Here is a 16,118-nt window from a genome sequence, read left to right on the forward strand (position 1 = left end):
CCCCTGTCGAGCAGCACCGGCGCGGCGAAGTTCGACCTGTCGGTCGAGGTGATGGAGCACGCCGACGAGCTGCACGTCATCTTCGAGTACAACACCGATCTCTTCGACGCCGCGACCGTCGCCCGGTTGGCCGGGCACTTCGTCCGCCTGCTCGCCCAGGTGGCGGCCGACCCGTCGGCGCCGGTCGGCGCGCTGCGGCTGCTCGGTGCGGACGAGCGGCACCGCCTGCTGGTCGAGGACAACCGCACGGCGCGGCCGCTCGCCGGCCCGGCGGACCTGGTGGCGCGCGTCGCGGCGCAGGCGCGGCGGCGCCCCGACTCACTCGCCGTGGTCGACGGGGACGAGCGGCTGGACCACGCCACGCTCCAGCGGCGGGCCAACCGCCTGGCGCACGCGTTGATCGCCCGGGGCGTACGCCCCGACCAGGTGGTCGGCCTGCACGCGCCGCGCTCGGCGGGGCTGATCGTCGCCATCCTGGGCGTGCTCAAGGCCGGGGCCGCCTACCTGCCGCTGGACCCGGCCCTGCCGCCGGAGCGACTCGCCGGCATGGTCGCCGACGCCGCGCCGGCGCTGGTGCTCGGCGAGGGCGACCTGGCCGCCGTGGAGGCCGAGGGGCGTCACGACGGCCCGCCCGACGTCGTCGTGCACCCCGCCAACCTGGCCTACGTGATCTTCACGTCGGGCTCGACCGGCCGGCCCAAGGGGGTCGCGGTCACGCACGGCGCGGTGGCGAACCTGCTCGACGACTGGGTGTCGCGCCTCGGCGCCGCCGAGGGGGAGGCGGCGGCGCTCTGGTCGAGCGTCGGCTTCGACGTCTCGGTGCAGGAGATCTTCCTGCCGCTGACCACGGGCGGGGTCCTGCACCTCGTACCGGAGCAGTTGCGGGGCGACCCGGCGGCCCTGATGGGCTGGCTGCGCGAGCACCGCGTCGTGCAGGCCTACCTGCCGCCGGCCTTCGTCCGCTGGCTCGACGAGGACCCGGCCGGGCGGCTGGCCGGGCTGGCGCTGCGCCAACTGCTCGTCGGGGTGGAACCCCTGCCGGAGCAGGGCCTGCACCGCATCCGGCAGGCCCTGCCCGGGCTGCGCATCCGCAACGGGTACGGGCCGACCGAGACCACCGTCTACAGCACCGCCTACCTCGACCCCCAGCCGTGGGCCCGGCAGTGCCCGATCGGCCGGCCGTTGGCCAACACCCGCGTCTACCTGCTCGACGAGCGGCGGGAACCGGTGCCGGTCGGGGTGACCGGCGAGATCCACATCGGTGGCGCCGGTGTCGCCCGCGGCTACCTGGGCCGGCCGTCGGCGACCGCCGAGCGGTTCGTCCCCGACCCGTTCGTGCCCGGGGAACGGGTCTACCGCACCGGCGACCTGGCCCGCCTGCTGCCCGACGGGAACATCGAGTACCTCGGCCGCCGCGACGGCCAGGTCAAGATCCGGGGCTTCCGCATCGAACTGGGCGAGATCGAGGCCGCGCTGCTGGACCGGCCCGACGTACGCGAGGCGGCGGTCCTGGTCGACGCCGACGCCGCCGGCGAGCCGAGGCTGGTGGCCGGTGTCGTCCGGGGCGGGGCGACGCCGCTGCTGGTCAGCGAGTGGCGCGAGGCGCTGTCGCGACGGCTGCCCGGCTACATGATCCCGTCGCTCTTCGTGGAGCTGCCGCGGCTGCCGCAGACGACCAACGGCAAGCTCGACCGCGCCGAGGTGCTGCGGCTGGCCCGGGCCGGCGCGCCCTGGCAGGTCAACCTGGCCAGCCCGCGCGACCAGATCGAGCTGACCCTCTACCAGATCTGGAAGCGCCTGCTGCTGCACCCGGACATCGGCATCGGCGACCGCTTCTTCGACGTGGGCGGCACCTCGATCTCGGCGATCAAGCTGGCCCACGCCATCGGCGAGGCGTTCGGCGAGACGCTGCCGGTCCACGAGGTCATGCTGCATCCGACGATCGAGGCGCTCGGCGGCCGGCTGCGGCGGGGCGCGTCCGGCCGCCCGCCGAGCAACCTCATCGAGTTCCGGGCGGGCGACGGCGCCGGCCGGGTCATCTGCGTACACCCCGCCGGCGGCACCGCGTTCTGCTACCTGTCGCTGGCCAAGGCGCTGCCGGAGTCGCTCGGCGTGTACGGCATCCAGTCGCCGGGGGTGAACCCGGGCGAGGAGTTCCTGCCCACGGTCGAGGCGATGGCCGAGGCGTACCTGGGGCAGGTCGCGCACCTGCTGGACGGGCCGGTGGTGCTCACCGGACTCTCCTACGGCGGCCTGGTCGCGTACGAGATGGGACGCCGGTTGGCCCGCGCCGGGCGCCCCGGGCTGAGCGTCGTCCTGCTCGACACCCTCGGCACCGACGACCCGGCCCACCGCGGCGCGATCGAACCGGTGGACATGGCCGAGTTCCGCGACAAGCTCGTCAAGTTCAACGGGATGTACCCGGGCATCGACGACGAGCAGATCGACCAGTACCACCGCGTCTACAACCACAACCGGTCCACCATGCGCGACTACCGGACCCCCGCGTCGCCGGCCCGGCTGGTGCTGTTGCAGGCCACCGCCGGGCGGGACGAGGGCTTCCTGCGGGAGGTGCGCGCCTTCTGGCGCCGGCGCGGCGACGCCGACTTCCTGCTGGAGCAGGTGCACTGCGACCACTGGGACATCCTGGAGAGCGCGGTGGTGCTGCGGGTCGCCGCGCTGCTGCGCCGCGAGATGGACCGGCTCCGCGACCCCCGAGCGGCCACGCCGGCCGTACGGGAGGCGTGATGGCGTCCGCCCCCGGCCTCGCCGCCTCGGTGCTCGCCCAGGCCCGGCGGACCCCGGACGCGGTCGCGGTCGTCGACGGCGACCGGCGCCTGAGCTACGCCGAACTGGACGGCGCCAGCGCCACGGTCGCCCGGTCCCTGCGCCGGGCCGGGGTCCATCCGGGTCAGGCGGTCGCGGTGCGGCTGCCGCGCGGCTGGCGGCTGATCTGCGTCATGCTCGGCGTCCTGCGGCTCGGCGCGACCGTGGTGCCGCTGGACCGGCAGAGCCCGCCCGGTCGCCGGGACCACATGCTGCGCGACTCGGCCGCCGTGGCGGTGGTCCACGGCCCGGACGCGCCCGGCGACCTGCCCGACGGGATCCGGCCGCTGCCGGCGGCGGCGCTGCTGGCGGCCGACGGACCGACCGGGACGGACGGGCAGCCGGATCCACCGCCCGCGCCGGTCGCGTTCGTCTTCTACACCTCCGGCACCACGGGCCGGCCCAAGGGCGTGGAGGTACGCGACGCGGGCGTCCTGCGGCTGGCCCGGCCCGGCTACCTCGCGCTGGCTCCGGCGGCCCGCTACGCGAGCCTCGCCAACCCGGCGTTCGACGCGATCAGCTTCGAGGTGTGGGTGCCGCTGCTGACCGGCGGCTGCTGCGTCGTGCTCGACGACGAGACGGTGGCGACGCCGCACCTGCTCGACGCCGCGCTGCGCCGGGAACGGATCGACACGCTCTTCATCACGGTGGCGCTGTTCAACGCGGTCGTCGACGAGCTGCCGCACTGCTTCGCCGACGTCGGGCAGGTGCTCATCGGCGGCGAGCAGCTCAACGCCCGGCTGATCCGCCGCTGGTACCGCGACAACCCCGCCAGCCGCACCCGGCTGCACAACGTCTACGGGCCCACCGAGGCGACCACGTTCGCCCTGTGCCACCCGATCCCCCGCGACTTCGACGCGGACGTGGTGCCGATCGGCCGGGTGCTGCCGGGCACCGACGCGCACCTGGTGGTCGACGGCGAGCGCCTCGCCGCGCCGGGCGAGGTCGCCGAGCTGTACCTCGGCGGCGCGGCGCTGGCGGCCGGCTACCGCAACCTGCCCGGGGAGACCGCCGCCCGCTTCGTCCGGCTGCCGTGGCTGGACGACACCGCCGGGCGCCACTACCGCACCGGCGACCTCGTGCGCGCCGACGCCGCCGGCCGCGTCGAGTACGTCGGTCGGGTCGACCGGCAGGTCAAGGTCCGGGGCTTCCGGGTCGAGCCCGGCGAGGTGGAGCGGCAACTCCTCGCCCACCCGGGGGTCCGGCAGGCGTACGTGTGCACCCGGCGGGACCCGGCGCACGGGACGAACGAGCTGCTGGCGTACGTGGTGACGGCCGCCGGCCTGTCGTACGCGGAGTTCGACCGGCACCTGGGCGAGACCCTCCCGCCGTACCTGCGCCCGCACCGGGTCCACCGCGTCGCGGCGCTGCCCCTGACCGCGAACGGCAAGGTGGACGCCGACGCGCTGCTGCGCCGCGACGACCCGCCCTGGCGCGACGGGCGCGACGACCCGCACCCACACGACACCCGCGACGGACGCGACGACCCGCACCCACGCGACGGACGCGACAGACGCGACGACCCGCGCCCACACGGCACCCGCGACGGGCGCGACGGCGACCGCGCCGACGCGGGCGGCGCGGAGTGGCAGCGCACGGTGCTGGGGCTGGCCGGCGAGGTGCTGGGCACGCCCGACCTGCGCCCGGAGGACGGGTGGATCGCCAGCGGCGGGGACTCGCTCAAGGCGCTGCGGCTGCGCTTCGCGATCCAGCGGCGCTGGGGCGTCGAGGTGCCGCAGGCGGTGGTGCTCGGCGGCGACCTCGCCGCGCTGGCCACGGCGATCGAGGAGGCCCGCGCCACGACCGGCTCGCCGTACCCGGTGCCGGCGGCCCCGGCCGGTGCCCGCTCCGCCCCGGCCACCTCCGAGCAGCAGCGGCTCTGGCTGTTGCAGCAACGCTCACCGGCGTCCACCGCCTACCACGTCGGGCTCGCCTTCGAGCTGCGCGGGCAGGTCGACGTGCCCGCGCTGCGGCAGGCGCTGCGCCGGGTGGTGGCGCGGCACGCGGCGCTGCGGACCGCCTTCCGGGCCACTGCCGAGGGGCTGCGCCAGGAGGTGGGCGGGCCCTACGACCCGTGGCACGAGCCCACCGCGCACGACGACGCGGCCGGGTGGCGCGAGCCGGGCGACGACGGCGACGCGGCCGGGTGGCGCGAGCGCGCCCGCGCCCTCTTCGCCGCACCCTTCGACCTCGGGCAGCCGCGCATGCTGCGGGCGTACTGGCTGCCCCGCGCCGGCGGCGGGGTGCTGCTGCTGCACCTGCACCACGTCGCGGTCGACGGCTGGTCGCTCGACGTGCTGTTCCGCGACCTGTCGGCCGGGTACGCGGCCGCGCTGCACGGGACGGACGCCAACGAGGACGAGCCCGCCGCGACCCCACTGGACTACGCCCGGTGGCAGGCCGACTGGTTCGCCCACCCGGCCTACCGGGCGCAGCGCGAGGCCCTGCGCGGCCACTACGCCGCCGTGGACGAGACAGCCGCTCCGCTGCGGCCGATCCGACGACGCGGCGACGGCGGGGACCACCTAATCCGGACCACGATCGACCCGGCGCGCCGGGACGCGCTCGACCGGCTCGGCGCCGAGCTGGGACTGACCCGCTTCCCGCTGCTGCTGACGCTCTTCGGCTGGGCCGTGCACGGGGTGACCGGCCGCACCCGTCCGCGCGTCGCCAGCCCGGTGGCGAACCGACCCGTACGCGCCTTCGAGGCCAGCGTCGGGATGTTCGCCAACACGGTGCTGCTGCCCCTGACGCTGGCGCCCGCCGAGGAGTTGCGCGCGCAGCTGCGGCGGCAGGCCGACGCCGTACGTGCGGTGCTCGACGCCCAGGACGTGGCGCTCGCGCACGCCGTCGCCGACCACGACTTCGGCGCCGACGCGCCGCTGTTCGACTTCCTCTTCGTTCTCGACAACACCGACTTCTCCACGCTGGCGCTGCCCGGCTGCGCGTCCCGCCCGGTCTGGCTGGCGCCGACCGACGCCAAGTGCCCGCTCACCCTCTCGGTCGTCGCGCACGGGTCCGGTCTCGACTGCCTCTGGGAGTACGCCGACGAGCACTTCGACGACGCCGACGTGGCCGCGGCGGCCGAGTTGTTCCGGCGCGGCCTGGACGCCCTGACCGGCACCGGCACACGCACGCTGGCCGAGCTGGTGCGGCCGTACCGCCGCGGCCTGCCCGAGCCCGGCCGGGGCCCGCGTACGCCCCTGGCCCGCCCCACCGTGGCCGAGGACTTCGCGCGGCGGGTGCGGGCCCAGCCGACCGCGACGGCGCTGGTCGCCGGCGAGGTTCGCCTCAGCTACGCCGACCTCGACGCGTACGCCTCGGGGCTCGCCGCCGAGCTGGTGCGGCACCAGCCGGTGTCGCCCGACGGCCCGCACCGCGTCGCCCTGTTCTTCGAGCCGTCGGTGGAGCACGTGGTGGCGCTGCTGGCGGCGGCCCGGCTCAACCTCACCGTCGTGCCGCTCGACCGGGCCTACCCGCCGGCGCTGCTGCGCCAGGTCCTGGGCCAGGTCGATCCGCTCTGCGTGCTGCTGGCGCCCGGCGACGGGCCCGCCCTCGACGCCATCGACGAGGGCGGCCACCCCCGCCTGCCGGTGGTCCTGTCCCGCTCGGCCGCGCCCGTCGCGCGGACGTACGCCGGCCGTCCGCTCTACACGCTGTTCACCTCGGGCTCGACCGGCACGCCCAAGGGGGTCCAGGTCGGCGACGCCCTGCTGGTCAACCTCCTGCGCTGGCAGGGCGAGGCCGGCGGTCTGGCGGGCGGGGCGGCGACCCTGCAGTTCTCCATGCTCTCCTTCGACGTCTCCTTCCAGGAGATCTTCGGCACGCTCTGCGGCGGCGGCACCCTGCACCTTCCCCGCCCCGGGCTCAGGCGGGACATGCCGGCCCTGCTGGAGCACCTCGACGCCGCCGGCGTCGAACGGATCTTCCTGCCGTACGTCGCCCTGCAACTGCTGGCCGAGCACGGGGTACGCCTCGGCCGGTACCCGTCGCGGCTGCGGGAGGTCGTCACCGCCGGCGAGCAGCTCATCTGCACCGACAGCATCCGCCGCTGGTTCGCCGGGCTGCCCGGCGCGCGCCTGTTCAACCACTACGGCCCGACCGAGACCCACGTGGTCAGCAGTCTCTGCCTCGACGGCGACCCGGCCACCTGGCCGACCCGTCCCGCCATCGGCCGGCCCGTGGCGAACACCTGGCTGCGGGTGGTCGACTCGGCCGACGAGGTGGTGCCGCCGGACTGCCCCGGGCAGCTGCTGATCGGCGGGGAGCTGGTCTCGCCCTGCTACCTGGACGATCCGGCGCTCGACCGGGCTCGCTTCGTCGAGGTGCCCGGCCTCGGCTGGTTCTTCCGCAGCGGCGACCAGGCCCGCTTCGACCGCGACGGTCTGCTGCACTACCTGGGCCGCGACGACCAGCAGGTGAAGGTGAGCGGGCACCGGCTGGAGCTGGGGCAGGTCGAGGCGGCGCTGCTGACGCACCCGGCGGTCGTCAACGCCGTGGTGGTCCGTGACGACCCGCACCTGGTCGCCTGCCTGGAGTTCCGGGCCGAGGCGCCGACCCCGCAGGAGCTGCACGCCCACCTCGCGGGGCTCCTGCCCGCGTACGTGCGGGTGGACCGGTTCCGGCGGCTGGCGCAACTGCCGCGTACGGCCAGCGGGAAGCTGGACCGCCGCCGCGCGGCGCGCGCCCCGGGCGAGGACCTGCAACCGGGAGGTGCGGCGCCCGCACCGGTGATGTCGGCCCTGGAGGCGCGACTGGCCGCGCTCTTCACGGAGGTCGTCGGGGCGCCGGCCGATCCCGATCGGCGCTTCTTCGACCAGGGCGCGGGCAGCCTCGACCTGATGCGCTTCCACCTGCGCTGCGTCGCCGAGGGGTTGCCGCTGGGCATTCCCGACCTGTTCGAGCACGTCACCATCCGCCGCCTCGCCCGGTTCCTCGGCGACGAGCGGGCCGTCCCCGGCGCGCCGGAGTCGCGCCACCCGGCGGCGGACGAGCCGGCCCGCCAGACGGCTGGCGTGGTGGCGACCGGGCGGGACGAGGCCGCCGCGGGCCCGGCGGACGAGCCGGTGGCCGTGGTGGGGATGGCCGTCCGGCTGCCCGGCGCCGACGACCTGGCCGCCTTCTGGGCGATGGTGGAGGCCGGCGACCGGGGCATCGAGCACTTCGCCGCCGCCGACGGCCTGGTCGGCGCCCGCAGCCAGCTCGCCGGGCCGCTCGGCTTCGACCCCGGGCACTTCGGCATCAGCCGGCAGGAGGCGCGGTTGATGGATCCGCAGCAGCGGCACCTGCTGATGAGCTGCGTCCAGGCGCTGGCGCACGCCGGCATCGCCGATCCCGCCGGACGGCGCGTCGGCCTGCTCGCCAGCTGCGGCGAGAACACCTACTTCCAGGCGCTGCTGCGCGAGGCCGACCCGGCGCGGCTGCCGGACTCCTTCCAGCTGGCGCTGCACCACGAGAAGGACTTCCTCGCCACGAAGGTCGCCTACCACCTGCGCCTGACGGGGCCGGCGTTCACCGTGCAGGCGGCCTGCGCCAGCTCGCTGGTGGCGGTCCACGTCGCGGCCGGGCTGCTGCGTCAGGGCGACAGCGACGTGATGCTGGTCGGCGGCGTGCTGGTGGACCCGCTGCTCACCGCCGGCTACCGCTACCAGCCGCAGCACATCTTCTCCCCCGACGGGCACTGCCGGCCGTTCAGCGACGACGCCGCTGGCACCGTCGGCGCCAGCGGGGTGGGCGTCGTGGTGCTCAAGCCCCTGCGGCTGGCCCGGCGCGACGGCGACACCGTCTACGCGACGATCACCGGGTCGGCCGTCAACAACGACGGCGCGGAGAAGCTCGGCTTCGCCGCCCCCTCGGTGGCCGGTCAGCGCGAGGTGATCCGGGCCGCGCTGCGCCGCAGCGGGCGCGTCGGCGGCGACCTGGGCTACGTGGAGGCGCACGGCACCGGCACGGAGCTGGGCGATCCGGTGGAGGTGGCGGCGCTGCGCCAGGCGTTCGACCTGGCCGAGTCCGGCCGTACCGCGCTGGCGTCGGTGAAGAGCCAGATCGGTCACCTCGGCGCGGCGGCGGGGGTGGTCGGCCTGGTGCGCGCCGTGCTGGCCGTGCACCACGGGCGGATCCCGCCGAACGTCGACTTCCGGCGCCTCAACCCACGGCTGGGCCCCGATCCGACTCCGTTCCACATCCCCACGAAGGCCGGACCCTGGCCGGTCGACCGGCCACGCGTGGCGGCGGTGAGCAGCTTCGGCATCGGCGGCACCAACGCCCACCTGGTCTGCGAGGCGGCCGGGCCGGCCGGCGCCGACCCGCCGCCGGGCCCGGGCGTACCGGTGGTGGTGCTCGCCAGCGGCAGTGCCGCCGCCCTGCGCGCCGACGCCGGCCGCGTCGCCGACTACCTGACGGCCCGGCCCGAGACGTACGGCCGGGTGCTGCGCCACCTCCAGGCCGGCCGCACGCCGGGCCGCTGGCGGGCGGCGGCCGTCTGCGCCGACGCGACGGCCGCCGTGGCCTGGCTGCGCACCGCGACCGCCGTCGAGGTCGCCCCCGTCGAGGCGGCACCCGTCGAGGCCACCGGCCCGGCCGGTACGCCATTGGCGGCCGACCTCGTCGCCGCCTGGCTGGCCGGCCGGCCGATCCGGTGGCCGGCCGGGCCGGCGCAGCCGCCCTGGGACTTCCCCCCGCCGGCGTTCGCGCTCGAGGACCACGAGTTCGCCCGCGCCGCCCCGCCGGCCGGGACGACATCGCCCGCCGGGGAGGCCCTGCCAGCCGAGGAGACGTCACCGGCCGGGGCCCCACTGCCGAACGGGGCGGAGACGGTCGACCAGGGGTGGCCGGCGCGGCTGCCCGAGGCCGAGTGGTTGCACCAGCCGCACTGGGTGCGCTGGCGGCACGCGGGCGCCGACCCCGCCGCCCGCCGGCCGGAGACGCTCGTGATCATGGCCGCGGAGCCACCGTCGCCGGGCGTGCTGCGCGCCTTCGCGGCGTCCCACGCCCGGGTGGTGGTCGCCACCGCCGCCGACGGCTTCGCCCGGCTCGGGCCCGACAGCTACCGCGTGGACCCGGCCGACCCCGACTCGCTGGGCCGCCTGCTCGCCGCGCTGACCGGCACCGACGCGGCGGCCGGGACACCGCCGGACGCCGTCGGGCTGGACGGCAACGCGCAGGACGACCACGCGCGGGGCGGCGTCGAGTGGTTGCACGCGCTGCCGCTGGCCGTCGACGGAGCGGTCGACGCGGACACGCTCGCCCAGTCGTACCGGGCCTGCGTCGACGCCCCGGCGGCGCTGCTCGCGGCCGTCGCCGGGCTGCCCCACCGGCCCCGCCTGCGCGCCTGGTGGCTGTCGCAGCAGGCGCAACCGGTCGACGGCGACGTCCGCCGGCCGGAGCTGGGCATGCTGGCCGGGGCGTGCGAGGTCGCTCCCCAGGAGGGCGACGTCGACAGCCACTGGCTGGACCTGCCGGGCCCCGACGCCGCCGACTGGGCGCCGGCGCTCGCGGCGCTGCTGGCGGAGCGGACGCCACCACCCCGGCGCCTGGCGCTGCGCGGGGGCTACTGGTGGGAGCAGGCGCTGCTGCCGGTGCGTCAACCGGCCGTGCCGGCAGCGCGTCCGCTGCCGTCCGGCCCGACCCGGTACGTGGTCCTCGGCGGCACCGGCGGCATCGGGCGGAGCATCGCCGGCTGGCTGCTGGAGCAGGACGACGACTGCCGGGTGGTCCTGCTGGCGCGGCGCGGGCCGTTGCCGGCCCAACTGGCGCCCTGGGCCGACCGCGTCGACCTCGTCGAGGTGGACCTGGCCGAGACCGACCCCGACGAGCTGGTGGCGCGGCTCGGCGCCCGACGGGTCGACGGGGTGGTCCACGCGGCGGGCATCGCGGCCGGCGGGCTGATCGGCCGGCGGGACGCGGCCGCGATGCGACGCGCCACGGCTGCCAGGGCCCAGGGGGCGCTGCTCGTGGAGCGGCTGGTGGCGCACCACCGGCCGGCGTTCGTCGTCTACTGCTCGTCGATGTCGGCGCAGTTCGGCGGCGTCGGCCAGCTCGACTACGCCGCCACCAACGGAATGCTGGACGGCTTCGCCCGGCACCGGGCGGACGCCGCCGACACCACGCTGCGCGTCTGTGTCGACTGGGACGTCTGGAGCGAGGTGGGCCTGGCCCGCGACGCCCTGCCCACCGACGCCCGGCACCGCGCGCACCTGGCGGTCGGCCTCTCCGTCGACGAGGGACGCCGGATCTTCGCGCAGGCCCTGCGGCTGCGACTGCCGCAGCTGCTCGTCTGCACCACCGCGCTCGAGCGGGCGCCGGAGTTCTACGCGCCCCCGGCCGGCCCGGCCTCGCCACCCGCCGCGCCGCCCCGCTCGGCCGCCGAGGAGATCGGCGGATGGCTGCGCGACTGGTTGGGCACCGACCGGCTCGACCCGGCCGCCTCCCTCTACGAGCAGGGGGCCGACTCGCTGCTGCTGCTGGACCTGATCGACCACGTCAAGGAGCACTTCGGCGTCGGCATCAGCCTGTCCCAGCTCAGCCACCGGGTGAGCCTGACCGAGGTGCTGGGACTCCTCGGCGAGACGCCCCACCCCGCCGGGCCCACCGTGGCGGTGCAGGTGTGGCAGGCGGGCCGGGGGCGTACGGTGCTCTGCCTGGTCCATCCCGTCGGCGGCGACGTGCAGGCGTACCGGTCGCTGGTGTCGGCGCTCGACCCGGAGCTGACGGTCTGCGTCATCGCCGACCCCGCGCTGGCCCGGCCCGGCGAGCCGGCCTGGTCGGTCGCGGAGCGGGCCGCGCGCTACCACGCCGCCCTGCGGGAACGCTTCCCCCGCGACGAGTGGCGCTGGCGGCTCGGCGGGTGGTCGTTCGGCGCCTGGGTGGCGCTCGGGATGGCGGCGCAGGCCGAGGCCGCGGGCCAGCCCGCGGAGGCGCTCTACCTGCTCGACCCGCCGCCGCCGGACGCCGCGCCGGCCTTCGGGGCGTACGACGAGCAGCGGCTCGCGGCGCTCTTCGCCCACGAGCTGGGGGCGGCCGCCGGCACGCGGACCCCGGCGACGGCGTACGCGGACGCGTTGGCCCGCTGCTGCCGGGCCAACCTGGCGAGCATGGCGCAGCACACCCTGCCCCGGCTGGCCGCGACCCCCGGCCGGCTCTGGCTCGCCGGGCGCCCGACGGCCGGCCTGCCGGCGCTCGCCGACCCGCAGGAGCAGGCCCGACAGTGGCGGGCCCACCTCGCCGGGCTCGCCTGGCACCTGGTGGACACCACCCACTACGGCATCGTCGGGGTGCCGCACGTCCAAGCGGTGGCCGGGGCGATCAACGCGGCGGAGCCGACCACCGGCCGGACGGTGACGCCATGAACCCGTACCGGTCGCTGCCGCCGCGGTCGTTCTGGCGCACGGCGGTCGCCGAGCCGGAGATGCTGGCCATCGGGCAGGTGTGGACGCCGAAGTTCGGCATCGGCCCCGACGAGCCGATCCTCACCGCCGGTTCCTGCTTCGCCCGCCACCTGGGGCCCGCGCTGCTCGACGAGGGGATGAACTGGCGTGAGGTCGAACTGCCCCCGCCGGGGCTGACCGAGGCGGAGCGCCGCGCCCGCCACTACGGCGCCTTCTCCTTCCGTACCGGCACCATCTACACCGCCGCCACGCTGCGGCAGTGGCTGAGCTGGGCGCTGACGGACGACACCGGGCCCGACGAGGTGTGGCGCGACGGCGGGCGGTTCTTCGACCCGTACCGCCCGTCGGTCGAACCCGACGGCCACGACTCGGCGGAGGCGGTCCTGGCCGCCCGCCGGTCCACCCTGGCCGCGATCCGCGGGGCGGTCGCCGGGGCGGGCTGTCTCATCTTCACCCTCGGCCTGACCGAGGCCTGGCGCGACACGGTCACCGGCACCGTCTACCCGGTCTGCCCGGGCACCGTGCGGGGCACCTTCGACGCCGGGCGGCACGCCTTCCACAACTTCACGGTGGCCGAGGTGCACCGGGACCTCGACGCGGCCGTCGCGCTGCTGCGCGCCGCCAACCCCCGGCTGCACGTCCTGCTGACGGTGTCGCCGGTGCCGCTCACCGCGACGGCGACCGGGGCGCACGCGCTGACCGCCACGACCTACTCCAAGTCCGTGCTGCGCGCTGCGGCGGGCCAGCTCGCCCAGGAACACGGCCACGTCGACTACTTCCCCTCGTACGAGCTGATCACCGGATTCCCGTTCCGGGGGGCCTTCTTCGCGCCGAACCTGCGCGACGTGACGCCGGCCGGGGTCGCCTTCGTCATGCGCCACTTCTTCGACGCCCTCGACCCCGACCGGTCGGCGGGTCCGACCGCCACGGCGTCCGACGCGCGCGCCGACGCCGCCGACGGAGGTGACCTCTACTGTGACGACGCCGTCCTCGACCGCTACCGCGCCGGCTAGATTCCTGCTGCTGGGCGACTCGCACGCCGGGCCCGTCGCCCGCGCGGCGACCGCCGCCGGGGTGCCCTTCGTCGGCGGGCCGATCGGCTCCGGGCGCGACTTCAACGTCGGCTTCTTCGACGTACGCGACGAGGGCCTGGTGTTCCGCGACGCCGCCGCGCAGGAACACCACCGGGGTTTCCTGGGCGAGTTGGGCGTGGCCGACCTCGGCCAGCTCACCGTTCCGCTGGTCTCGACGTTCGGTCTCAGCGCCCACTTCTTCGCCACCACGCAGAACTGGGCCATCTACCGGGCCGGCGACGGCGCCTTCCCGGCGGGTTTCCTCGCCGGGGGCCTCTTCGACGGCATCGTGCGGGCCATGGCCCGCGACGCGCTGGCCTTCTACCGGCACGCCCTCGGCCTCGGGCTGCGCGTGCTCGCGGTGCTGCCGCCGCAGCGGGTGCCGGGGATGTCCGACCCGCAGGTCTTCATGGCGGCCCAGGAGACGATCCGCCGCGCGCTCGTCGCGCTCGGCGTGGAGATCGTGGACCTGCGGGCCCGGGTGACCGACGGCACGGGCCGGCAGCGGGCCGCGTTCTGCGAGCCGGACGACCCGATCCACGGCAACCTCGCCTTCGGCCGGCTGATCGTGGCCGACCTGCTGGCGCGGGGGCTGTGACACAGGATCCAGGAGGGAACGAGTGGAAGAGCACGTCCTTGCCGCCGTCGAGCGGGCGACGACCCGCCCGCCGGAGCGCTACGACACCATCACCGTCCAGCCGATCTCGCCGGTCATCGGCGCGGAGGTCTCCGGCCTCGACCTCGCCACCGAACTGTCGGACGCGCAACTGGCCGAGGTCCGGCGCGCCTTCCTCGCCCACCACGTGCTGGTCTTCCGCGACCAGGTGCTCTCCGCCGAGGACCACAAGCGCTTCGCCGGGCACTTCGGCGAGCTGCGCCGCCAGCCGCTGGCCGACCTCGACGGCGGCGACCCCGCCATCCTCGAGATCAGCGCCGGCCGGGACTCGCGGTTCGTGGCCGGCGAGGACTGGCACACCGACGGCACCGCCGAGGCCGAGCCGTCGCTGGGCTCGATGCTCTACGTCACCAGGACGCCGGAGATCGGCGTCGGTGGCGACACCCTCTGGGCGAACATGCACCTGGCGTACGAGATGCTCTCCCCGCCGATGCGGGCCTTCCTCGACGGCCTCACCGCGGTCCACGACGGCCTCATCCCCTGGCAGGGTCACACCCCGCCGCCGGAGTACGTGGTGCCGAAGAGCGAGCACCCGGTCGTCGTACGCCATCCGGAGACCGGCCGCCGGCTGCTCTTCGTCAACGCCGGCTTCACCTCGCACATCGTGCAGCTGTCCCGGGTGGAGAGCCGGGCGCTGCTGGACATGCTCTTCGACTGGGTCGCCCAGCAGCCGATCCTGAGCTGCCGGGTGCGCTGGACGCCGAACACGCTGGTGTTCTGGGACAACCGTTGCACCCAGCACCACGCCGTGTGGGACTACTACCCGCACTCCCGCTACGGCCAGCGGGTGACCATCAACGGCAGCCGGCCGGTGGCGTAGCCGGTCGGGCCGACCCCCGCGCCGGCTCGGCGGCGGATCCGCTCGCCGGTCGGTGGGGGCGTCGGCCGGTGGGGGTGTCGGTCAGCCGCGCACGATCTGCTCCGTGTAGGCCCAGTCGGCGTCCAACGCGGCGTCGCGCTCGTCGGTCAGGCCCGTCAGGGCCGCGCCCGCGACGCGGCCGGCGCCCGCGATCCGGTCCCGCAGGATCCGGGCGGTGACCACGGCGGCCCGGGTGCCCTGGGCCGTGACCGGGTCCAGGTGGTAGCCGGCGTCGCCGACCAGGCACCAGCCCGGGCCGCTCATCGGCCGCCGCAGCATGCGCATCCGCCCGGCGCCGCCGATCGAGGTGGTGCGGCGCCCGGCGGCGACGGCCGGGCCGAGGTACGGGTCGTCGCGCACCATCCGCTCGTACGAGTGGGCCGGGTGCCGGCCGGTCTCGTCGATCAGGCTCTGGTGCAGGTCCACCGCGACGCACCACTGCTTGTCGCCGCAGGGCGTCGAGATCATGACGCTGCGGTCCTGCAACGAGAAGTACGAGCGGTCGGTGGGCAGCGGCAGGTTCTCGTAGTAGGCCAGCAGCGCGAACCACGGTGACTCGACGACCCGGTAGGCGCCCGCCCCCACGCGCTCGGCGTTGCGCGACAGCCGCCCGTCGGCCAGCACCAGCAGGTCGCAGGTGACCTCGCTGTCGACGGCACCGTGCCGCACGGTCGCCCCGCGTACCCGACCCGCGTCGATCGTGAGGTCCCGCACCCGGGCCGGGCGCAGCACGGTGACGTTGCCCCGACTCTGCGCCGCGGCCAGCAGCGCCGGGTCCAGCACCTCGCGGGGCACGCTCATCCGGAACGAGTGGGCGTCCTCGCGCGGGTAGACCCGCTCGATGACGTCCTCGCCGATGCGCTGGGTGTCGCCGTAGGTGGGCGGGGCCCCGCAGGCCAGGACCGTCTCCAGCAGGCCCAGCTCGGCCCACGCGAGGTTGCCGGAGCGGTCCCAGGTGGACTGCTGCGGCCAGAACGCGGTGGGCCGCGAGGCGTCGACGACGAGGACGCGCTCGGCGTACGGCGCGAGGGCCCAGGCGGTGCATGCGCCGGCGATCCGGCCGCCGACCACGACGACCTCCCAGTGACCGGCGATCACGCCGGCACCGGCTCGACGCGGTGGTGCTCGGGCGGGCTCCCGACGTCGTCACGCGACACGGCTCAGTGTCCCATCCGGACCCGGCCGGGGGAAGGCGGCGGCCCGGCGGGCAGCCCCGCGCGGCGGGTGCCGGGACGGCTGGCCTGCGCCCCGCGCGGGCGAGCGGCCGGGTGCGCGCGACCCGTCGCAGAGACCTCGTT

At 76.2% G+C, this 16,118-nt stretch carries 6 protein-coding genes (1 of these 6 cut by a window edge); 5 read left to right on the forward strand and 1 reads right to left on the reverse strand.

The window, feature by feature from the left end; all coding sequences use genetic code 11:
- The 5 genes in view from CLT72_RS09440 to CLT72_RS09460 are tightly spaced (at most 22 nt apart) and all read left to right on the forward strand, a layout consistent with a single transcriptional unit that may run on beyond the window.
- Window positions 1-2,748: the 3' portion of a non-ribosomal peptide synthetase gene (locus CLT72_RS09440; protein WP_101410898.1), read on the forward strand. Its footprint begins 1,311 nt before the window's first position; 2,748 of the gene's 4,059 nt are visible here — the last part of the coding sequence; its start codon lies beyond the left edge, outside the window; its stop codon occupies window positions 2,746-2,748.
- Complete coding sequence (locus CLT72_RS09445; protein ID WP_101410900.1) at window positions 2,748-12,173, forward strand: non-ribosomal peptide synthetase; 9,426 nt, start codon at window positions 2,748-2,750, stop codon at window positions 12,171-12,173. Before CLT72_RS09440 ends, CLT72_RS09445 begins: the two co-directional genes overlap by 1 nt.
- Window positions 12,170-13,225, forward strand: coding sequence for a GSCFA domain-containing protein (locus CLT72_RS09450; RefSeq protein ID WP_101410902.1), 1,056 nt, complete (start codon window positions 12,170-12,172; stop codon window positions 13,223-13,225). Before CLT72_RS09445 ends, CLT72_RS09450 begins: the two co-directional genes overlap by 4 nt.
- Window positions 13,188-13,883, forward strand: a complete 696-nt coding sequence (locus tag CLT72_RS09455) for a hypothetical protein (RefSeq protein ID WP_199184526.1) — start codon at window positions 13,188-13,190, stop codon at window positions 13,881-13,883. The genes CLT72_RS09450 and CLT72_RS09455 overlap by 38 nt, the downstream gene beginning before the upstream one ends.
- Before the next feature lie 22 nt (window positions 13,884-13,905).
- Window positions 13,906-14,781, forward strand: coding sequence for a TauD/TfdA family dioxygenase (locus CLT72_RS09460; RefSeq protein ID WP_101410904.1), 876 nt, complete (start codon window positions 13,906-13,908; stop codon window positions 14,779-14,781).
- 81 nt (window positions 14,782-14,862) lie between these two features.
- On the opposite strand, the gene CLT72_RS09465 is transcribed toward CLT72_RS09460, so the two are convergent.
- Window positions 14,863-15,918, reverse strand: a complete 1,056-nt coding sequence (locus CLT72_RS09465) for an FAD-dependent oxidoreductase (protein WP_101410906.1) — start codon at window positions 15,916-15,918, stop codon at window positions 14,863-14,865.
- Between the last annotated feature and the right edge of the window lie 200 nt (window positions 15,919-16,118).

Source organism: Micromonospora sp. CNZ309 (assembly GCF_002846525.1).